This window comes from Cognatiyoonia sp. IB215182 (assembly GCF_033963905.1).
Lineage (GTDB): Bacteria > Pseudomonadota > Alphaproteobacteria > Rhodobacterales > Rhodobacteraceae > Yoonia.
Genome location: NZ_JAXBMB010000004.1, coordinates 55,604 through 76,037 on the forward strand (window position 1 = coordinate 55,604; position 20,434 = coordinate 76,037).

Annotated in this window: 17 protein-coding genes; 10 read left to right on the forward strand and 7 right to left on the reverse strand. The window is 59.1% G+C overall.

All coding sequences use genetic code 11. The features are described 5' to 3' along the window. Positions 1-10 precede the first annotated feature (10 nt). The 7 genes from SLH47_RS08975 (at position 11) to SLH47_RS09005 (ending at position 5,152) form a co-directional block, all read left to right on the forward strand. Positions 11-853 carry a 5-deoxy-glucuronate isomerase gene (locus SLH47_RS08975; protein ID WP_320239146.1) on the forward strand — a complete coding sequence of 281 codons (843 nt, stop codon included), beginning with the start codon at positions 11-13 and terminating at the stop codon, positions 851-853. 43 nt (positions 854-896) lie between these two features. Further along, a complete protein-coding gene (locus SLH47_RS08980) occupies positions 897-1,727 on the forward strand; it encodes a class II fructose-bisphosphate aldolase (protein ID WP_320239147.1) in 831 nt (276 codons plus the stop codon). A 1-nt stretch (position 1,728) separates the two neighbouring features. Next, positions 1,729-2,715, forward strand: coding sequence for an inositol 2-dehydrogenase (iolG, locus tag SLH47_RS08985; RefSeq protein ID WP_320239148.1), 987 nt, complete (start codon positions 1,729-1,731; stop codon positions 2,713-2,715). Between the two features lie 253 nt (positions 2,716-2,968). Next, on the forward strand, positions 2,969-3,481 hold the full coding sequence (locus SLH47_RS08990; protein WP_320239149.1) for a YHS domain-containing (seleno)protein: 513 nt from the start codon (positions 2,969-2,971) through the stop codon (positions 3,479-3,481). Between the two features lie 23 nt (positions 3,482-3,504). Beyond that, the gene (locus SLH47_RS08995) at positions 3,505-3,957 is read left to right on the forward strand and encodes a rhodanese-like domain-containing protein (RefSeq protein WP_320239150.1); all 453 of its coding nucleotides are present in this window, start codon (positions 3,505-3,507) and stop codon (positions 3,955-3,957) included. Positions 3,958-3,976: 19 nt separating this feature from the next. Beyond that, complete coding sequence (locus SLH47_RS09000) at positions 3,977-4,822, forward strand: alpha/beta hydrolase family esterase (protein ID WP_320239151.1); 846 nt, start codon at positions 3,977-3,979, stop codon at positions 4,820-4,822. Positions 4,823-4,837: 15 nt separating this feature from the next. Continuing rightward, positions 4,838-5,152, forward strand: coding sequence for a hypothetical protein (locus tag SLH47_RS09005; RefSeq protein WP_320239152.1), 315 nt, complete (start codon positions 4,838-4,840; stop codon positions 5,150-5,152). Here SLH47_RS09005 and mdoH read toward each other — a convergent pair. From mdoH to SLH47_RS09040, 7 genes are all read right to left on the reverse strand, one after another. Beyond that, the gene (gene mdoH / locus SLH47_RS09010; RefSeq protein ID WP_320239153.1) at positions 5,114-6,994 is read right to left on the reverse strand and encodes a glucans biosynthesis glucosyltransferase MdoH; all 1,881 of its coding nucleotides are present in this window, start codon (positions 6,992-6,994) and stop codon (positions 5,114-5,116) included. The genes SLH47_RS09005 and mdoH overlap by 39 nt on opposite strands. Beyond that, positions 6,991-8,523, reverse strand: a complete 1,533-nt coding sequence (locus SLH47_RS09015) for a glucan biosynthesis protein G (protein WP_320239154.1) — start codon at positions 8,521-8,523, stop codon at positions 6,991-6,993. Before SLH47_RS09015 ends, mdoH begins: the two co-directional genes overlap by 4 nt. Then, complete coding sequence (locus SLH47_RS09020) at positions 8,510-9,649, reverse strand: OpgC domain-containing protein (protein ID WP_320239155.1); 1,140 nt, start codon at positions 9,647-9,649, stop codon at positions 8,510-8,512. Before SLH47_RS09020 ends, SLH47_RS09015 begins: the two co-directional genes overlap by 14 nt. Positions 9,650-9,733: 84 nt before the next feature. Beyond that, complete coding sequence (locus SLH47_RS09025) at positions 9,734-11,098, reverse strand: tetratricopeptide repeat protein (RefSeq protein WP_320239156.1); 1,365 nt, start codon at positions 11,096-11,098, stop codon at positions 9,734-9,736. A 120-nt stretch (positions 11,099-11,218) separates the two neighbouring features. Continuing rightward, positions 11,219-12,433: a CoA transferase gene (locus SLH47_RS09030; RefSeq protein ID WP_320239157.1), complete on the reverse strand. Its 1,215-nt coding sequence runs from the start codon at positions 12,431-12,433 to the stop codon at positions 11,219-11,221. Continuing rightward, positions 12,420-14,018 carry a thiamine pyrophosphate-binding protein gene (locus SLH47_RS09035; RefSeq protein ID WP_320239512.1) on the reverse strand — a complete coding sequence of 533 codons (1,599 nt, stop codon included), beginning with the start codon at positions 14,016-14,018 and terminating at the stop codon, positions 12,420-12,422. Before SLH47_RS09035 ends, SLH47_RS09030 begins: the two co-directional genes overlap by 14 nt. Before the next feature lie 99 nt (positions 14,019-14,117). Next, complete coding sequence (locus tag SLH47_RS09040) at positions 14,118-15,026, reverse strand: LysR substrate-binding domain-containing protein (RefSeq protein WP_320239158.1); 909 nt, start codon at positions 15,024-15,026, stop codon at positions 14,118-14,120. Positions 15,027-15,145: 119 nt separating this feature from the next. On the opposite strand from SLH47_RS09040, the gene SLH47_RS09045 reads away from it, so the two are divergent. The 3 genes from SLH47_RS09045 to SLH47_RS09055 all read left to right on the forward strand — a co-directional run bounded on the left by SLH47_RS09045 (position 15,146) and on the right by SLH47_RS09055 (position 20,392). Further along, complete coding sequence (locus SLH47_RS09045) at positions 15,146-16,126, forward strand: sterol desaturase family protein (protein ID WP_320239159.1); 981 nt, start codon at positions 15,146-15,148, stop codon at positions 16,124-16,126. A gap of 166 nt (positions 16,127-16,292) precedes the next feature. Beyond that, entirely contained in the window at positions 16,293-17,333 is a 1,041-nt protein-coding gene (locus SLH47_RS09050) for an efflux RND transporter periplasmic adaptor subunit (RefSeq protein ID WP_320239160.1), read from the forward strand. An 11-nt stretch (positions 17,334-17,344) separates the two neighbouring features. After that, on the forward strand, positions 17,345-20,392 hold the full coding sequence (locus SLH47_RS09055; RefSeq protein WP_320239161.1) for an efflux RND transporter permease subunit: 3,048 nt from the start codon (positions 17,345-17,347) through the stop codon (positions 20,390-20,392). Positions 20,393-20,434 lie beyond the last annotated feature (42 nt).

Genomic DNA, 20,434 nt, shown 5'->3' on the forward strand with positions numbered 1-20,434 from the left:
GAGCTTTCCGATGCATATCCCCCCTTTTGACAACCAGAATAAACCCATCGTGGATGTGGATGACCCCACGGTGCCGCTGAACTACTTCAACATCGTGAAGCTGAAAAAGGGCGAGGCGTTCACATATTGCGTGCCGGGCTACGAGACCTGTATCGTTCCAGCGACCGGCACAGTGGATGTCGATATCGAAGGGTTCAAGGTGGGCGCACTTGGGCATCGTGTTGAAGATGTCTGGGACGGAGAGCCCGAAGGCGTCTATGTGCCGACCGCCGCCAAGGCCGAGATGGTTTGCCAGTCGGACGAGGCCGAGGTGTTCATCTGTGGTGCGCGCTACGACAAGGTGCTCGAGGCATTCGCCGTGCGAGCGGACGAGTTGGATCTGGTCCAATACGGGTCCGACGACACCAAGACGCACCGTAAGATCAAGCATATCCTGGGTACCAAGTATCACGACAAGGTGGGCCGCCTGCTGGTCTCGGAACTCTTTACCGTCGGTGAAGGCGGTTGGTCGGGTTTCCCAAGCCACAAGCATGACACCGACCGTCTGCCGGACGAGACGCGGCACGATGAGACCTACAATTTCCGGTTCAAGCCCAACCATGGTTCGGGGGTGCAGATGCTGCAACGTGAGGATGGCAAACCGGGCGACGCCTATCATATCGTCGATGGCTCAACGATCTGCCTTGATCGCGGCTATCATCCCTGCGCAGTGCTGCCGGGGTATCAGATGTATTACTTCACGATCCTGGGCGGGCTGTCGCAGCGGTCGTTGATCCAGTATTTCCAGCCCAGCCATGCCGATCAGCTTGAGACGATCCCCGGCATCAAGGACATGATCGCGAAATTCAAATGAAGCGCTCCGCCAATCTGAACATCTTCAATCAACGCCGCTGATCATGCCGCTTGTCTCGCTCGCCGATGTCCTGCAACCTGCGCTCAGCGATGGCTATGCCGTTGCCGGGCTTGTCACGCTCGGTTGGGAAGACATGCACGCCTATATCGCCGCCGCCGAGGCCGAAGATGTGCCGGTGATCCTGCAGGCGGGGCCATCGTGCCGGGCGCATACGCCGCTGCCGATCCTTGGCAAGATGTTCAGGCATCTGGCGGAAAACGCATCCGTGCCGGTCGTCGCCCACCTGGATCACGGCTATACGATGGAGGAATGCCGGGAGGCCCTGGAAAGCGGATTCACTTCGCTCATGTTCGATGGATCACGCAAGCCGCTGTCGCAGAACATCGACGAAACCGCCGCCATCGCCGAAATGGCGCATGATGCGGCGATCTCTTGCGAGGGCGAGATTGGATTCGTTGGCTACGCAGATGGCGAAAAATCTGCGGGAACCGACCCGGACGAGGCCGCGACATTCGCCCGTCAGACTAGGGTCGATGCAATGGCGATCTCCGTCGGGAATGTGCATCTGCAACAGGATAAGGAGGGTGGGTTGGACGAGCCGCGCATTCGCGCCATCGAAGCGGTGACAGACATCCCGCTCGTCATCCATGGCGGCTCGGGCGTGCCGGTCACGCAGCGGACTGCGCTTGCCCGTGGCTCTGCCATTTGTAAGTTCAACATCGGGACAGAGCTGCGGATGGCATTTGGTGCCGCGCTCCGTATAGCGGTCAATGCAGATCCCGGTCGGTTTGACAGGGTTCAAATCCTAAAGGACACGCATGATCCGCTTGTTGCAGCAACGCGGAAGGTGCTGCGCGCGTTCAAGGGGGAATGACATGATCCGTATTGGTCTGTTGGGATGTGGACGGATCGGGCAGGTCCATGCCCGTTCAATCCTGCGCCTGGACAATGCGAGCCTGGTTGCCGTGGCGGATGCCTTTGCCGGAGCCGCCGAGGCTCTGGCAAGCGCCACTGGCGCAGAAATGCGGGAGAGTGATGCCATTATCGCAAGCGACGATATCGATGCAGTCATCATCGCCACCCCGACCGAGACCCACTCTGATCTGATCCACGCGGCGGCAAAGGCCGGCACGGCGATTTTCTGCGAAAAGCCCGTGGATATTTCAGCGGATCGCACCCGTGATTGCATGAAAGTGGTCGAGGCGGCGGGCGTCCCGTTCTTGACCGCCTTCAACCGGCGCTTTGACCCGAACTTTGCCACTCTCGAGGCACATATCCGGGCTGGCGAAATTGGCAATGTGGAAATTGTGACGATCCTGTCGCGCGATCCCGCGCCGCCGCCGATCAGCTACATCAAGGGCTCTGGCGGGATTTTTCGCGACATGATGATCCATGATTTCGATATGGCACGGTATCTCTTGGGCGAAGAACCTGTACAGGTTTACGCAGTTGGCGCAGCACTCGTTGATCCGGCAATCGCAGCGGCAGGCGATGTGGACACCGCCGCTGTCACACTGACAACCCAAAGCGGGAAAATCTGCCAGATCTCAAACTCCCGCCGGGCCACATATGGGTATGATCAGCGCATTGAGGTCCACGGATCAAAGGGCCTCTTGCGGGCCGAGAACATCTTGGACAACAGTGTTGAAATGGCCAATGCGGCCGGTTTCAACCGTGCACCGGCCAAGCATTTCTTTCTGGAACGCTATGAGGCGGCGTATCTGCAAGAGATCTCGCATTTCGTGACCGCACTTCTTGAGCAAACGCCGCCGTCGCCGGGGATTGAGGATGGCCTACGCGCCCAACTTCTGGCCGATGCGGCATCGGAGTCTCATCAAACTGGGTTGCCTGTCCGGCTTTGAATGTCAAAAGATCGCAAGCAATGCCGCGTTCCGAAGCCTTGATGAAAGGAATGTTTGCCTTATCGCGCATTCAAGGCAAGTTTGGCCTTAACCATCCAAGTTGAACTGCATAAGTCTATGCCTGTGGTGCAAAAGCGACCAACCAGAAACAAATATCAACTCGCTTCACTCCCGCGCGAGGCGAGGTTTCGGTGCGAGACGTGGCTCTGACGATGGGTTTAGGGTGCGCGCACCACAACAAAGGATTCCCCTCATGAAATGGCTCATCACCTCCGCACTTTTGTCAGCTGCCGCAACGACAGCTTTTGCGGGCGACCAGTATATCGACGAAACGGGCTTTGCCGTTTCGGGCTATGACGTCGTCGCCTATTTCGACCTGGAACAAGCGCCGGTCGGCAGTGCGCAACCCGCTGCCGTCCCTGGCGACCGGAGCATCACGACCGAGTATAACGGCGCGACCTTTGCCTTTGCGACCGAAGCCAACCTTGAGACGTTTCTGAGCGATCCGGAGCGTTATGTGCCCCAATATGACGGTCATTGCGCCTATGGCGTGTCCCGCGGCGGCAAGGTGCCCGGCAACCCCAACCTGTGGCGCATCGTCGATGACCGGCTTTACCTGAACATCACCGAAAACGTCGTTGGTTTCTGGGAAGAGGATATTCCCGGTAACATCACGCTGGCTGAGGGAAACTGGGGCGGCATTGAAGCAGCGCCTGCCTCCACCAATACGATCCCCAATTTCTCATCCCCTGCACCGGTCAACTGATCCGGCCCGGCGAGTACTGAAACATGAAACTGCGTTCACGCCGATCCTTTCTGGCACTGGGAACAGGAGCCATCGTAATCGGCGTGGGCGCTTTCGCGGTCACGCGACCTGCCTTGCGTGCACAGACCGCGATGACCCTGACGCCGCCCGAGGCGCTTGTTGGGGCTCAATCCGGCGAGATCCTTTTGGTGGATATCAGGCGCCCTGATGAGTGGCGGCTGACCGGTGTGGCCGAACCGGCAGTCACCATCGATATGCGCGCGCTGGATTTTACCGCCCAGTTACAGCAACTGCGGCAATCGCGTAGCCAACCGGTGGCTGTCATCTGTGCGCGCGGGGTCCGGTCCGCCCGGCTTTCCCGCCGTCTGGAAGAGGCGCAACTTGGACCCATTCTCGACGTGCCCGAAGGCATGCTGGGGTCATTTGCCGGTCCGGGCTGGCTGAAACGCGACCTACCGGTTAGAGAGTATTCATAAGGCATAAGGTAGGTAGATCATGCGGTTATGGCTTTCGCTCGCCTCACTTTGCGGCATGCTTGCATCGGGCGCGGCCCATGCCTGTTCGCAAAGCACCCCATGTACCGTTGGAGAGCGTGACTATTACATCGCTCTGCCTGAAACCGGTTCCGAGGCAATGCCCAGCGTCGTCTATATCCATGGCTGGGGCGGCAGTGGCAGCGGCGCGTTGCGCAATACCGGCATGGTTTCAGCGTTTCTCGAACGGGGCTATGCGGTGATCGCACCAGACGGCGTGCCGCGTCAGGGCGCGAATGGTCGGACATGGGGGTTTCATCCCTTGTCGGGCCGCCAGATGTCAGAGGTCGCATTTCTTGAGGCTGTCCGCGATGATGCATTGGGCCGGTTTGACCTTGACCCGGACCGTGTCATGCTCGCCGGGTTTTCCATTGGCGGGTCAATGACGGCCTATACCGCTTGCCTTTCGCCTGACAGTTTTGCCGCCTACGCCCCGCTTGGCGGCAATTTCTGGCGCCCGCACCCCACCGAATGCGCAGGCCCCGTGCGCATGTTGCACACCCATGGCTGGAATGATGGCACCGTCCCGCTTGAAGGGCGGGCGGTGAATGGCCTGCCCGCCGATGATCCGGAAGCCTTCGTGCAAGGCGATATCTTTTATGCGCTCAGCATCTGGCGCGCGGCCAATGGCTGCCAATATCTCAAGGCGGATCGCTTTGTCACCGATGGCCCGTTCTGGCGACGCATCTGGGATCGCTGCAGCGATGGCTCAGCACTGGAATTCGCGCTCTATCCCGGTGGCCATTCGATCCCGGGCGCTTGGCCGGAACTGGTCGTCGACTGGTTTGACGGTCTGCAATCTGAGTAGCGGCGGAGTGCTGACATGACCCTGGTGATCACCATGACAATCGCCGCGCTGATCCTAGGTGCTCTGCTGCCATTGCGCTTTGGCGCTGTTGGCTTTGTCGCTGCGACAGCATTTCTGTTCTTGGCTCAGCTTGCCGTCAATACAGCAGGCGGGTTTGCCAGGGCGAGTATTGAGGAAAGCCTGCTGCTTTTTAACGGATCCTACATAGCTTACGTTGGTTTCAACATGCAGATCACCTACCGCGCCTTTGCAGTGCCGGTCTTTGCCTTGGCGCTTGTGGTGATCATCCGGCTATTCCGCCGCGATCGCGTCACCGGCGCTCAGGACTGATTTCATCCATGCGCGTTCGTTACGGGCGGAACGCACGATCAAGGGCTCATCAAGGCTGTGCGGCGTGTCGAGCCGCAGGACGCGAGGCCCGACATTCGCCACAGGCCATGCGCTCAACCGTGATAAAGGCACCGCAAATGCGAGGCTGACCGCAATCGGCAGGATCAGGACCGAGACATCTGCAAAGATAATCCCGCCCATCAAAGTCAGCCCCAGCACCGTTTCAACCCAATGAAACTTCAGCGTTGCCAACCAGCCATAGCTGCCTTGCCCCCGGTTTTGCGGCAGCCAGGACATGTTGCGTCCCAGAAGCGCCGATAATGTCGCAATCGTGTGCTGCACCATCATGATCGGGGCGTAGAGGACCGACAGGACCAGTTCCACAAGGATCGATCCGACATACATCGCCGTTGAGCCATAGGCCACGCGCGTTGCACGTTTGAACCCGAAAAGTAGCGCGCCAAAAAGCTTTGGAAACAAAAGCATCCCGTAGACAAAGAACAGATAGACCCAGGCGATGTTCAGCTCCTGCTCTGGCCAGACCGGCAAAAGCGGATTGGCCATCGAGAAATAGCTGGCAGGCACCTCGCGCCCTACGCTCAGGAAAGACCACAGGATCACCACCGCCAGCCAGACCGGAGACATCAGAAAGGCCATCGCCCCCTGCAACAGGTGAATGCGCGAGATCATGTGGAAGCCGCGCGTCGCCAGAAGACGCAGATGCTGCATGTTGCCGTGACACCAGCGTTGATCGCGCAGGATGTAGTCGATCAGAGTCTGGGGTGTCTCCTCAAAACTACCATCTACCTGTGGCAAAAGCCGCACCGTCCAGCCCGCCCGCCGCAACATGCCCGCCTCGACGAAATCATGGCTAAGGATCAGTTGTTCGCGCCCGCGCCACCCCTTGAGGTTCGGCAACCGCGCGCTTTCGGCAAAGGCTTTCGTGCGGATAATCGCGTTATGGCCCCAATAATTGCCCTCGTGCTGGGACCAGCTGGCCAACCCCTCGGCCAGAAGCCATCCATAGACCGAGTTTGAGAATTGCTGGACCCGACCAAAAAGCGTCTGCGCCCCGATCAACATCGGGCGGCTTTGGATCAGCCCCGCATCGGGATCAGCGGCGAGCGCGCGGGCCAATTGCTGGATGGCCGGACCGCTCATCAGGCTGTCGGCGTCCAGCACGATCATCGCCTCATGCGCGGCACCCCAGCTCTCGATCCAGTCGTAGAGGTTGCCGATTTTCTTATCGGTGTTCTCAAGACGGCGCCGGTAGTGCACGGCGACGCGGGGGTGCCTTTCAAGCTGCAGCGCAGCGAATGCACGCTCTTCCAGCGCCGCGATGGTGGGATCGCGGGTGTCGCTGAGGATGTAAAGCGTATAGCGATTGCCATCGGCGCTCTCGGTGAGTTCCTTGAGCATCGCAGAGGCGTTGCCGAAAACAGCCCACGGCTCTTCATGATAGATCGGCACCAAAAGGGCGATATTTGCGGGCGGTGGGTCGGTGGAAGCGGTCTCGTCACCGCTACGGCTGAGTGCGACGCGAATTATGCCAAGGCAGGCCGTGTTCACCGAAAATGTCAGCCAGACGAATGTCAGCGCCACGAGGGCGAGTACGACCCCTTCCAGCATCATCACCCCATCGCGCCCCAAATAGTTGTTGATCGAGACGCACACCAACGCGGTCAGCATGATCGTCGGGATAAAGGCTGCAAGCCGCCAGATCAGCCCGACAACACCGGTGGATTTATGCAACGCACGCCGTCCCGGCACCTGCGCGAAGGTCTGCGCGGGCATGTGAAGCGGCGCGCGGTCCGGCATAAAGGAAGCGGCGTAGCGGGTCATGCGGTCCACCGGTAGAGCCAGACTTCGCTGAGTGGTGCATCAGCCAACTGCAATTGCGCGCGAAACTCAATCAGTGTTGCCTCGCCTGGGTAGAACTTGAATGCGAGGCGCGGCCCACCCGTTTCAGGGTTACGTTGCAGTACGCCGCCCGACACTTCGCCCGCGCTTGACTGTGTGATGATGTCGATCTCGTTCAGATCGTCGGGCACTGTTGCTCCGGCCTCAAAGTCGATCAGAACGATCATGCCGTTATTGTCAAAGGCGCTGCCGATCATCGTGTTCAGCACGGTCAACCCCTGCCCGTAGCCGGGCGCATCTCCCCAGGTCAGCCGGTAGGAGAACCGGTTTTCACTCCCGCGTTCGACACCGCCCGAGGGCCGCCAATAACAGACGATATTGTCGAAGATTTCTGACGGCGTTGGTATCTCGATCAGTGCGACCGAGCCGCGCCCCCAATCCTCTTTCGGTTCGATCCAGACACCTGGGCGACGGTGATAAAGCGCCTCAAGATCGGCAAAATCGCTGTAGTTTCGCGCCCGCTGCATCAGGCCGAAACCTTTGGGATTGTTGTCAACAAACGCGCTGATCTGCAGCTCTTTGGGGTTGGCCAGTGGGCGCCAGATCGTCTCACCCGCGCCGTTGATGATCTGCAGACCATCGGAATCGTGGACCGCGGGCCGGAAATCGGTGAACCGGTGCCGGTTCGTCTGATCGTATTGAAACATCGAGGTCAGCGGCGCGATCCCGATATTGTCAATGTCCCGCCTAGCAAAGACATGGGCGTCAACATCCATGACAAGCGGCGCGCCGGGTGTGATCGCGAAACGGTAAGCCCCCGTACAGCTGGGGCTGTCCAGCAACGCATGCAGCACGAATGTGTCGGCACCGGGCACGGGCTTCTCCAGCCAGAATTCGCGGAACTCTGGAAATTCCTCGCCCGTAGGTGAGGCCGTATCCACCGCAAGGCCACGTGCGGAGGCGCCATAAATGTCACCAGTACCGATGGCGCGGAAATAGCTGGCGCCCTGGAACACGGTGAATTCCTGATAGATGCCTGCCCGCTCCAGCTCTGCACGTAACCGCAGACCCGAATAGCCGAGGCTGTCATCAATCGGTAAATCAGGAAACTTGTCGGTCTTGTCAAAGACACCCATGTCAAAGCGCAGGGGCTTTGCCATGCCATTCTCGACCATCGCTATTGAAATTGGCGTTGGAAAGTAAAGCCCCGGCGCGAAAACATCCATCCGAAGGGGCGTGTCAGCCTCATCGTTCCACAGCGCGTTGCGTCCGTCAAACCAGATGGCTTGATAATCGTCGTAGCTGATGCTGGTCCAGGCTTCGGGAATACGGCGCGGTTCCTCATATGCGCTTTGGCTCAAGGCACGGGCGCGTTGGGTCACGAAGTCCGGGGTGAAGGGCGTCCCCGCGCCAACCTGCAGCCCCGGCTCTGCCGGGGTTTGCGTGGTTTGTGCGAAGGCGCCCGACGCAACCAGTGCCGCAAGACTCGCGACAAATTCACGGCGCAGCATGTGCAGACTTCCTTTGCTTCCACGGCTGCGACTTGATCCAACCCACCCCGTAGGCCAGCGCGATGATGATCAAGGCGCCAAGGATGTTCACCCACGCCATCGAGAAATGGCTCCGCCCCACCTGATCAAAGAGCGCGCCCAACAGACGGGCGAGGAACATCGACGAGACAAACACAACCAGAGACTGCTGGCCGACCTTCAAAATGGCGTTCAAGATCACCTGCCAGATCCGGGCAAAGAGACCGCCCGTTTCGCTGGGCAAGATGCGCGCACCTTTCGGTCCGACAAGACACCAGGCGATGTAGGCCAGCGACAGGAAGTGGACATATCTCAGGATGCCGAAATCGGTCTTTGTGAACAGGAACCGCCATTCGCGGCGCCATTCGAGGAACCACTCGACCTCGTTATAGACCCGGAAATAGGCGAAGGGGACCGAGACAAGGACGATCAGGACAGCGACCGCAAAGAGGCGCCAATCAACCGGAGGTGCCGGGATCCAGCCCGCCATCAGGGCAAATCCGGTGAAGAACACAAGCTGCCAGCCGAGCGGGTTAAAGAACCATTGCCGCTCTGACCAGGGTTCGGCTGGGAAGTTCAGGTCAAACACTGAAGCGGAAAGCCAGATGGCGATTAGTACCGCTGCAGCGACCCACCGATTGAAACCGACGAGGGCGATGACAAACGGCATCATCGCCAAGATCACCAGATACATTGGCAGGACATCGAAGTAATTCGGCACGTAAGTCAGCGTGAGCAGCCCGACGAGGTTTTCTTGGGGTCTGTTGAAAAACGGATAAAGGTTCAGCTGACCGACATAATCACGCCCATCGGGAACGAGGTTGTTCAGAACAACCATCGCCGCTGCCACCGCGAAGAAGAGCCCGATATGCGCCCAGTAAACCTGCCAAACCCGGAACGCGACGCGTACGCTGCCCATCATATGGCCTTGTTCGCGAAAGACTTTGCCAAAGGCAATCGCGCTGGCCATGCCTGAGCAGAACACAAACATCTCGGTCGCGTCAGAAAATCCGAACCGCGCCGGAATCCAAAGGGTCAACCAGTTGCTGGGGATATGGGCGATCAGGATGATGAACATCGCGATGCCGCGAAAAAAATCCAGCCGCACATCACGTGCACCTACACCCGCCCTGAGCGGTGGCAAGCTTTTGGGTTGTGCTAAAGCCATAGGCGACTCTGCAAGGGCCATCGTTTACTCGGCTGCTGTAGAGGATACGGAAAGCGATTGCAGCTTTGAAATCTCTGCCATCCGGCGGGCCGCAAATGCGTCTTCATTGCCGTCCCGCTGTTTTGTCCGCGCTTGCAGCAACGCGCCCGTTTCGGTCAAACGTCCAGCACGCAGACCAGCCTCGATCGTCAGGCGCTCAAAGACATCGCGCTGGGCATGGCTGCCGCCCATCTTCTGAAAATGCGGTTGCGCGGCTTTCAGGTGGGCAAAGGCGCGCTGGTAATCAGCCGCGCCAAACGCGGCGAGCCCTTCCGATGTGGCGATACCCGGAGAGGTCATCACCGCCGCCATATCATCGTCGCCTGCGGCATGTTTGGCCACATTCGCGTTCATCCGTGCCGTGGCATCGGGGCGGTCATCCCCAATCAGCGCCAGCATATAGTGCATGTCAGCAAAGGTCAGGCACCCATCATCGGCGCGGGTCTCGGCCAATTCCGCCAGTTCAACCCATCGATCACCGATATCGATCCCTTCCAACTCAAGCCGCATCAGTAGTGAGCTTGCATTCGAAAAATCACGGTAGTCATCCGTCTTTTCGTCGCGCACCTTGGTGTCATAAAGATGCAGAACCGTCTCAATGTCACCCTGGTCAAGATGCAGCAGGGCCTTGTGCCACCAGACATGGAAACGAAAGTTGTTGCAGTGGTTCCAGGCATCCGCATTGTCATCGATGATCGCGATGCCCCGCGCCGTCAGGTGCGTCATATCGTAAACATGCGCCACGGCATGCAGGCCCCAGGCATCATCGGCGGCAAATTCCAAACCGTGCAGACCGACATGTTCGGCGCGGGCGTAATAGCCCCGCTCCTCAAGCGCGAAGGCATGACAGCCCAGCGCGTAGCCATAAAGCGGATGATCGGGCCCGTGTGCGGGGATCACCCGTTCAATAGATTGCAGCATGCCCTGATTGTCACCCAGCATGAAGCGGATGCCATGCGACAGTTTCATGCTGATCGTATCGGCGGGATTGAGATCAAGGGCAGCTTCCATGCGGCTGACCGATCGTGTCGGCGAACCGTGCAGCCAGTCATCAAGCGCCATGCACCACAGCTTCTCGCGCTGGGTTGCGCCGCCAAGGGCGAGGGCGCGTTTTGCTTCCTTGTTGGCATCTGCGGCAGCGGCCACAAGCTCTCGCCGGCCCAGCATCAGGCAGGCCAATCCTTTCATCGCGTGGCCCATGGCAAAGTCGGGCGCAAACGCGATCAAACGGGTCAGATGGTCGCCAGTGGCTTGTCCATGCGACAGGACACCATGAATAACGCCATTCCACGCGGCGATGGAGTCTTGGTCATTTAGGCTTGTCTCACAAGTGCAGGTATCTGTAAGCATGAACTGGTATCTTTCTGCTACGCCCGCCTCGCGCGGACATGAAAACACCTATACGATGTGCCGAGCCGCAGGGTGGGGGGCGTCAAAGTTGTGATCAATTCTGAACCTATCGTGATGAGGTCAACGCGGCTTGCGGCCCAGAAGCTCTGCCAGCTTTTCTGTGTCCTGACCAAAGCGCGGTGGTGATTTTGCGTAAACAACGGGCGTTTTTGACAGTTTCAGCGGATTTCCGAGCAGCTTGACGACACCGGCGGCGGTACTTTGCTCAGGAATCTCCACAACAGCATTGCGCGCGACAGCCTGATCGCTGGTCAGCGCCTCTGCGACGCCATTGATAGGGCCGCAGGGCACACCAGCCTTTTGTAACAAAACGAGGATTTCGTCCCGCGTCATGTTCGCAAATGTTTCAGAAATCGCGGCCTCAATGGCCTCCCGATGCGTGATACGCAGCGGATTTGTGGCAAAACGCGAGTCTTGTCCAAGGTCATCGCGGCCAATCGCGGCGCAAAAATCCTGAAACTGCGTGTCATTACCCACGGCGAGGATGACATGCCCATCCGCGCATGCAAAGACGCTGTAAGGCACGATATTGGGGTGGCCATTGCCGCGCCTGACCGGGGATTGGCCAGAGACGAGATAATTCGTGCCTTCGTTGATCAGCCAGGCCATTTGACTATCCACAAGGGCCAAATCGATGTGCTGTCCTTCGCCCGTCGCCTCGCTGTGGCGCAAAGCGGCCAGAATGCCGACGGCGGCATACATGCCGCACATGACATCCGCGATGCCCACACCCACCTTCATCGGCGGGCCATCGGGGTCACCGGTCAGGGACATCAGGCCACCAAAACCCTGCGCCATCAGGTCATAGCCTGGCCGCTCTTTGTTTGGGCCGGTCTGACCGAAACCGGAGATCGAGCAATAGACAAGGCCCGGATTAATCTCGCGCAGGGCAGGATAGTCGAGGCCGTATTTGGCAAGTCCGCCGGGCTTGTAGTTCTCGACAACGATATGCGCCTCAGCGGCAATGCTTTTGACGAGCGCCTGGCCCTCGGCTGTTGAAAGATCGGCAGAAACTGAGTATTTGTTGCGGTTCGCCGCTATGAAATACGCGCTGAGGTCGCTTTCACCGTCTATCGTTTCGACATAAGGCGGCCCCCATGTGCGCGTGTCATCGCCACCGGTTTTGGGGTTTTCGATCTTGATGACGGTTGCACCGAGGTCACCCATCAGTTGCGTGGCCGTGGGACCTGCCAGAATGCGCGACAGATCCAATACGATGACGCCGCTCAGGGCGCCGGCTGTCGTTGCGGCGTCAGGGGCATCAGAATGTGCCATCATAGGCCTTCCGATCAATCTCCACCGCGATGACGCTGAATGTCTCAGCGACTTGCGCCTGGGCGAGTGCGGTGCGCAGTTCATCCGCTGACCGGGCCGTAAATCCGGCACCGCCGAAAGCGCGACCAAGCGCGGCCATATCCGTTGGTGCAAAGTCAACGCCCACATTCGTCATCTGACGGCCACGTTGCTTGAGTTCGATCAGCGCGAGCGAGGCATCGACGAAGACAACAAAGATCGTGCGCAATTTCTGCTCTGCCGCCGTGGCGAGTTCGCCGACGACCATCAGAAATCCGGCATCGCCACTGAAGGACACAATTGTCCGGTCGCGTTCGACCAATTGCGCGCCCATGGCGAGGGGCACAGCGCATCCCATCGTGCAAAAACCCGATGATTGCGTCAGCGCGCGGGGAAATCCGCAGGTCCACATCTGGCTCAGCAAGATGCGGTGCGCGCCGCTATCGGCGGTGGCCAAAGTGCCAGGCGGCAGGACCTCCTGACAGACCGAGATTGCCTGCGCAGGTCCCCATGCATCGCCAGGCGGAAAGGCCTTGGCCAGCGTCGCTTTGACGGCTTTGACCTCGGCCTCCGGCCAGCCGTCACCAGCTGTTTCGGGCAAAATAGCCGCAACCGATGCGGCACAATCGCCCACGAAATTGTAGGTCGCCTGATGCATGTAATGGTGATTGGCTTCGGCCGTGATATCGATGACAGTCTGCGCGGTCGGATCCCAAGGGGTCAGCCAGCCGATCCGCATTTCAATCGGATCATATCCGATGGCGAGGATCACATCGGCTTGCTTCACAAATGGTAGTAGGACGTCATCGGCCTTGGGCGAGAGGCCTGCTCCGCCAAGCGCAAGTGGGTGATCCTCTGGCAGCAGCCCCTTGGCCTTGTAGGTTGTGATGACCGGTGCGCCGAGGCGTTCTGCGGCGACTTTCACCGCCTCCGCCCCACGATCCGACAAGGCGTCAACGCCTGCAATGATCAGGGGGCGTTTTGCCTGCGCCAGCGCGTCCCGCGCTGCGGTCAGTCCGTCACCTGCGGGCGCCATGGGCAATGCCTTGGGTCGCAAGACGCCTTCACCCGTGGCCTCGGCTTCAGCCACCGCAATGGGGACATCAATATGGACCGGACCCGGCCGTCCTTCTGTCGCGATCCCGATGGCCTTGTCGATGATCACATGCGCCGCACCTGTGTTCAGGGTGAAACTCGCCTTCGTGATACCCTCAAAAACACGCGTCTGATCAAGTACTTGATGGGTGTAGACCTGTGCCGTCTCGGGGTCGATGCAGCCCGTCAGCACGATCATCGGCACCCGGTCCTGCCGGGCATTTTCGACCACGTTGATCCCATTGAGCGCGCCCGGCCCAACCGTCGCCAACAGGATCCCTGGCGCTCCGGTCCGGTGATAGGTGCCTTCGGCCATAAACCCTGCAGCGTTCTCGTGACGGCAAAGCACAAACTGAATGCCGACCTTTTGCAAAGCATCCAGAAGCGTCAGAACCTCACCACCCGGCAGGCCAAACGCCCAGCGGCAGCCCTCGTCATAAAGCCGTTTTGCAATCACATCTGCCGCGCGCATCGTGCCCCCGCTTTTCACTTGGCGGAGTGGTCCTACGAAATTCCGAGGGGCGCAAGCCGACCAACGAAAAAGTCATCGACTGACACACTACTCAGGTCATCAGGCTTGGCCCGGCACAATGCACTGATGTGTACCGGCTTCAAAGAAATGCGCACGGCACGCATCGACGAAATGCTGCACAATGCGGCGTGGCCGCGTGCGGTCGTAGGCAATGGCAAGCGTGAGTGGTGGAAGTGGATCGGAGATCGGCACAGCCACCACGCCTTCGCCGCCATAAGAGGTCGCGGTCAGCGGCCGCATGTTCAGCACCGCACAGCCATGTCCTGCACCCACAAGGCTGCGCACCATCTCGGTGGAATTTGCAAATGCGGCAATGGTGATGTCGGGCGCAAAGCTTTCAAACAGGCGCTGGTAGTAGGCGGCGACAACGGGGCGGTCCAGCACCACCAGCCGTTCCTTTGCGATTTCGGCGAGACTGACTGAGGTTCTGCCTGCCAATGCGTGATCCGTAGGGAGCAGGCAATAGGGCGGCGCCTTGATCAACACGTCGAAGTCAATCGCGGCCTGCGCACCTTCTGCGACAAACAGGATGACGTCGAAATCACCCTTTAGCAGCCCATCCTGCGCGGTATCGTTGTTACATTCCTGCAAATGCAGCACGGCGTCGCTGTCGCCCGGAAGGAATTGGGAGAAGATGCGCGGCAGAAAGGCCGGTGCGACCGGCGCATAATAGCCAACCCGTAAAGTGCCACTGAGCGACTCCTTCAGTTCTGCCCCATCAGCGAGGATTGACTGATACTCCTCCAACAGGCGTGCGAATTTCTGGGCGATCAGTCGACCGTTCGCATTGGCCGTGATCCCACGCGACCGCTGCCGCGTGATCAGCGTGAGCCCGAATGCGTCCTCAACCTGCGCAATCGCTGCCGACACTGCTGAAGCCGCAATGTTCAACTCATCCGCAGCCTCCGCAATGCTGCCGCGCGCGACGGCGAGGTTGAAATAACGCATGGCTTTCAGGGACACTGACATTCTAAAGCTGTTTTTCCGTTGTAATTCATCATATCATTCTGTTTGTTGCATGAAAGGCGATGTGTCAATCTCTGCCCATCACAGGGGAGCATGGCGCGATGTCTGAAGAGCAACTCAAAGGATGGAACCACCTGCCAGAGGTGCCGCTAAAGACGTCTCCCTTCTTCATCTGGCCGCTGAACCCGGTCGAGATGGCCAAATGGGTTTGGAACTCCTGGTTTCTGATCACCGAAAAGCTGATCATCCTTGGGATCGCTGTTCTTTGCTACATCTGGCTCCTGCCGCCGCTTGAGGCGATGCAAAGCTTCGAGCTTGGTTGGATCGTACAGATTTATGCACGCAACATTGTCCTGACCCTTTTGGTCGCCGGATCATTGCATCTGTGGTTTTACACCTATTCCGCGCAAGGCCAGAAGCTGAAGTTCGACCCGCGCCCGCTCATGGTGAACGGCAAGCAATTCACGCTTGGCGGGCAGGTGCGTGACAACATGTTCTGGACGTTGGGGACCGGCGTTCTGATCTGGACCGTTTTCGAAGTGATCATGCTCTGGGCGCTTGCCAATGGCCATATGCGGCTTATCACCTTTGAGGCCAATCCGGTCTGGTTCGTCGCCATCTTCCTGCTGATCCCGATCTGGGAGAGCTTCTATTTCTACGTGATCCACCGCGCGCTGCACTTTCCGTTTCTCTACAAACACGTTCATTCGCTGCACCACCGCAACGTCAATGTGGGCCCGTGGTCGGGTATGTCGATGCACCCGGTTGAGCAGTTCATTTTCCTCGGCTCAGTGTTTGTGCACCTCCTCGTCGGTGCGCATCCGCTGCACATCCTCTTCCACCTGCAATACTATTTTCTAACCGCGATCACGACGCATACCGGCTTTCAGGGGCTTCTGGTCAATGACAAGAGCCGCCTGGCGCTGGGCACGTTCCACCATCAGATGCATCACCGGTATTTTGAGTGTAACTATGGCAGCCTTGAGATCCCGTGGGACAAGTGGTTCGGGTCTTTCCACGACGGCACGGTCAAGGCCAACGAACGGATGCAAGAGCGGCGCAAGAGGATCATGGGGCGTTAACACCAGCTGGGATAGCCCCTCGTCCCTGCTTAACTTTTGTGCGTGACGGACGCCAACGGATGCTGCAAGACTGACCATGAAAGCACCGTGGCCATTGTCTTGCGCCGTTGATCCAAGCATTGGCACCAGCGTGCTTGTGAAATGCAAAAGACATCAAGGATCGGTCATGTTCCGCTTTCTCACAATGCTTGCCGTCGCCGCCCTGCCACTTAGCACCCCACTCATGGCACAAGAGGACGTCGTGCGCCCCGCCAAGCTAATGGTCGTGGGGAGCAACACCAACGGGATCACCCGGCAATTCTTTGGGCAGATTGTGGCACGCCAGACAGTTGATCTGGCCTTTCAGGTCTCCGGTCAGATTGTCGAATTTCCCGCGACCGAGGGTGAGGTGACAACCCAGGGCGGCCTGATCGCCAAGCTCGACACCGAACCCTTTGAGCTGCAACAGCAACAAGCCGTGTTGCAGGTCGAACAGGCGGAGCGGTTACTCACCCGCCTCAACAACCTTGGGGATTCAGCTTCCGAAGTCTCAAAACAGGACGCTGAGACGCAGCTGGCGCTGGCCCGCGTTGATTTGCGAAATGCTGAATATTCACTGGAAAACGCAACGCTGACTGCACCGTTTGACGCCCTCGTGGCGAGCCGCAATGTCGCGAATTTCACGACCACAAATGCAGGCACACCCGTCGTCCGGTTGCATGACATGTCAGAGCTGCGCATCGATATCGACGTGCCTGAGGTTTTGTTCCAACGGGCCGGTCAGGACGCTGCCGTCTCGCTTTTAGCGCGCTTTCCAACCAGCGATGAAACCTATCCGTTGGAAATCCGGGAATTCAATGCAGAGGCATCATCCATCGGGCAGACATTCCGCCTCACGCTGGGCATGGAACGGCCTGACGGCATCAATGTGCTGCCGGGCAGTTCGGTTGTGGTGCTTGCAACTTTGAACGAAGGGGTGCCCCGTCTTTTGGTGCCAGCCACCGCGATCCGGATTGGCAATGATGGCATAACCAGCGTGCTGCAGTTTGTCCCCACAGACGACGAAAGAGGCACAGTAAACGAGGTGGCGGTAGAGGTGACAGCCACCCGCGACGGCGAATTCATGGTCACATCAGGGCTTGAGCCGGGCACCGAGATTGTGCGCACCGGGGCGCAGGTTCTGGCGGACGGCGATACCGTGCGCCGCTTTGCCGGCTACGCGAACTAGGCGGGCCGATCATGAACATTGCACGCGCATCCATCGACCGGCCGATCTTTACCTGGATCATCATGCTGATTTGCCTTTTTGGCGGCATCTGGGGCTTCAGCGCCCTTGGCCGCCTTGAAGACCCGGCGTTCACCATCAAGCAGGCGGTCGTCATCACCCAATATCCCGGGGCCTCGGCCCAGCAGGTGGCCACTGAGGTGACCGAACCGCTTGAGGCCGCCATTCAGCGTATGGCCGAGGTGAGCGAGATCAGGTCCGTCAACCGGCCCGGCGTTTCACGCATTGATGTGCTGGTTGAGGATACGATCAACGGTGACGATCTTCCTGAGATTTGGACGGAACTGCGCGAACGCCTGCAAAATGTCCGGGGGGAGTTGCCAAGTGAGGCAACGACGCCCGTTGTTGATGACGGGTTTGGCGATGTCTATGGCATCTTCTTTGCGGTGACATCCGAAGGCTTTACGGATGCCGAGCGGCACCAGCTCGCCACGTTCCTGCGGCGCGAAATCCTGACCGTTGACGGCGTGGCGGATGTGGATATCGCCGGACTTCCGGAAGAGGCGATCTTTGTGGAGCCCGATCTGGCGCTGAGCGCACAGCTTGGGATCGACCCGCAAATCATCGGTCAGGCGCTCGCCACGTCCAATTCCATCACACCCGCCGGATCGGTCAATGCCGGTGAAACCCGGACCCAGATCCAGCCTGCCGAAGGCTCTGACTCCGTCAGCGAGATTGCGGCACTCACCATCGGGATTGGCGGCGAGCTACTGAACCTGATCGACATATCAGAGGTGAGCCGGGGGCGACAGGATAATCCCGCACAGATTATTCGTTTCAACGGGCAGCCCGCCTTTACCCTTGGCGTTTCAGGCGCCAGCAACGAAAATATCGTCGATGTGGGCAACCGCGTTGACGCGCATCTGGTCGCGCTTGCCACCGAAATCCCCTACGGTGTCGAACTGCACCCGATCTATCAGCAACACGTGGTCGTGGATGAATCCTCGACCGGATTTCTGATCAACCTCGCCATGTCGGTCGGCATCGTAGTGCTGGTTTTGGCACTTTTCATGGGACCGCGCGCCGCGTTGGTTGTTGGCGCGACGCTTTTGCTGACGGTCGTCGGCACCCTGCTTTTCATGGCGATCTTCTCGATTGAGATGGAGCGTATCTCGCTTGGCGCACTGATCATCGCAATGGGCATGCTGGTTGATAATGCAATTGTGGTGGCGGAAGGCATGCAGATCGCCATGGCGCGCGGAAAGTCCTCGCGCGATGCAGCGGATGAGGCCGCGGGAAAAACGCAGATCCCGCTTTTGGGTGCGACCATCGTTGGCATCATGGCCTTCGCGGGCATCGGTCTTAGCCCGGATTCGACCGGTGAGTTCATGTTCTCGCTTTTCGCGGTTATCGGCATTTCGCTCCTGCTCTCCTGGGTGCTCGCGGTCACGGCAACGCCGCTCCTTGGGCATTACGTCTTCAAGCAGGGCGGCGAGAGCGCTGGCGATCCTTATGGCGGTCTTGTCTTTCGGGGCTACGCCGCGATGTTGCGGGGCGCACTGCATATAAGGTGGCTGGTCCTCGCCGCGCTGATTGGTGTGACTGCCGCCTGTTACGTCGGCTTCGGGATGGTGAAACAGCAGTTCTTCCCCAATTCCAACACGCCGCTTTTCTTCGTGCATTACACCATGCAGCAAGGCACGCCCATTTCCGCCACAGCAGAGCAGATGGAGATTGTTGAGGCTTATCTGGCGGAACATGAGGATGTCGTCGCCGTCTCGACATTTGTTGGACAGGGCGCCACCCGGTTTCTGTTGACCTATGGGGCAGAGCCGCCCAACCCCGCCTACGGCCATCTGATCATCCGCACGGAGAACCTTGATCAGATCCCACCGCTGCAGGCCGAACTTGAAGCCTTTGCCGCCCAGAACCTGCCTGAGGGCGAGTTCCGCACGGAACGGCTGGTCTTTGGTCCCGGCGGTGGGAGCCCCATTGAGGTGCGATTCTCTGGTCGGGACCCGGAGGTGCTGCGCGACCTCTCTGATCAGGCCATCGCTTTGATGACAGACGCCTCAGCCAACATTCTGGCACCACGGATCGATTGGCGGGAGCAAGAGCTTGTCCTGCGTCCGCGCTACGTCACCGAACGGGGGCAAGCGGCTGGGATCTCACGCGATGACGTGGCCGATATGATCCTATTTGCCACCGATGGTGTGACCGTCGGCACCTATCGCGAAGGCGACCGCGCTATTCCCATTGTCGTGCGCGTCGCACCAGATTCTGACGCGGGCATCATGGATCAGGTCCTTGGCACGCAGGACGGATCATCGCTGTTGCCGATTGAACAGATTGTCGATGGCTTCGCGTTGGAGCCTCAGAACACTGTCATCCGGCGCCTCGACCGCGTGCCAACGATCACCGTGGGCGCCAGCATCCCGCCAGATATGACGGCGGCACAAGTCCATGCCGAAATCCGCAGTGTGATCGAGGCGATGTCGCTGCCGATTGGTTACAAGATGGAATGGGGTGGAGAATTTGAATCTTCCGCCGACGCCAATGCCAGTTTGGGTGCACAATTGCCGATCACCATTCTGATCATGGTGCTGATCACGGTGCTTCTTTTCAACGCCGTCCGCCAACCGCTGATCATTTGGCTGTTGGTTCCGATGTCGGTCAACGGAGCCGCCATCGGGCTGTTGGGCGCGGGCTTACCCTTCACATTCACAGCACTCCTTGGCCTTCTCAGCCTGTCAGGCATGCTGATCAAAAACGGCATCGTGCTGGTCGAAGAGATCGACATCGTCCGCCGCGAAGGCACCGCCTTGCGCGAGGCGATTGTGACCGCATCCACCTCGCGTTTGCGACCTGTCCTGCTCGCGGCGGCAACCACGATCATGGGAATGATACCTCTGCTGGGCGATGCCTTCTTTGTCTCGATGGCGGTAACGATCATGGGCGGCCTCGCCTTCGCCTCAATCCTTACTCTGGTCGCGGCACCCGTCCTGTATGACGTGTTCTTTGGCGGCGCCAGACAGGCAAAGATGGCGGCAGCACCCGCTTGACCGGGAGACATGGAAAGGGCGGGGTGAGGGTAAAACCCTCGC

What these genes read in the sequence shown, in the direction of transcription:
- SLH47_RS08975 (WP_320239146.1), top strand. Translation starts at nt 11, where the DNA reads ATGCATATCCCCCCTTTTGACAACCAGAATAAACCCATCGTGGATGTG.
- SLH47_RS08980 (WP_320239147.1), top strand. Translation starts at nt 897, where the DNA reads ATGCCGCTTGTCTCGCTCGCCGATGTCCTGCAACCTGCGCTCAGCGAT.
- iolG (WP_320239148.1), top strand. Translation starts at nt 1,729, where the DNA reads ATGATCCGTATTGGTCTGTTGGGATGTGGACGGATCGGGCAGGTCCAT.
- SLH47_RS08990 (WP_320239149.1), top strand. Translation starts at nt 2,969, where the DNA reads ATGAAATGGCTCATCACCTCCGCACTTTTGTCAGCTGCCGCAACGACA.
- SLH47_RS08995 (WP_320239150.1), top strand. Translation starts at nt 3,505, where the DNA reads ATGAAACTGCGTTCACGCCGATCCTTTCTGGCACTGGGAACAGGAGCC.
- SLH47_RS09000 (WP_320239151.1), top strand. Translation starts at nt 3,977, where the DNA reads ATGCGGTTATGGCTTTCGCTCGCCTCACTTTGCGGCATGCTTGCATCG.
- SLH47_RS09005 (WP_320239152.1), top strand. Translation starts at nt 4,838, where the DNA reads ATGACCCTGGTGATCACCATGACAATCGCCGCGCTGATCCTAGGTGCT.
- mdoH (WP_320239153.1), bottom strand. Translation starts at nt 6,994, where the DNA reads ATGACCCGCTACGCCGCTTCCTTTATGCCGGACCGCGCGCCGCTTCAC.
- SLH47_RS09015 (WP_320239154.1), bottom strand. Translation starts at nt 8,523, where the DNA reads ATGCTGCGCCGTGAATTTGTCGCGAGTCTTGCGGCACTGGTTGCGTCG.
- SLH47_RS09025 (WP_320239156.1), bottom strand. Translation starts at nt 11,098, where the DNA reads ATGCTTACAGATACCTGCACTTGTGAGACAAGCCTAAATGACCAAGAC.
- SLH47_RS09030 (WP_320239157.1), bottom strand. Translation starts at nt 12,433, where the DNA reads ATGGCACATTCTGATGCCCCTGACGCCGCAACGACAGCCGGCGCCCTG.
- SLH47_RS09035 (WP_320239512.1), bottom strand. Translation starts at nt 14,018, where the DNA reads ATGCGCGCGGCAGATGTGATTGCAAAACGGCTTTATGACGAGGGCTGC.
- SLH47_RS09040 (WP_320239158.1), bottom strand. Translation starts at nt 15,026, where the DNA reads ATGCGTTATTTCAACCTCGCCGTCGCGCGCGGCAGCATTGCGGAGGCT.
- SLH47_RS09045 (WP_320239159.1), top strand. Translation starts at nt 15,146, where the DNA reads ATGTCTGAAGAGCAACTCAAAGGATGGAACCACCTGCCAGAGGTGCCG.
- SLH47_RS09050 (WP_320239160.1), top strand. Translation starts at nt 16,293, where the DNA reads ATGTTCCGCTTTCTCACAATGCTTGCCGTCGCCGCCCTGCCACTTAGC.
- SLH47_RS09055 (WP_320239161.1), top strand. Translation starts at nt 17,345, where the DNA reads ATGAACATTGCACGCGCATCCATCGACCGGCCGATCTTTACCTGGATC.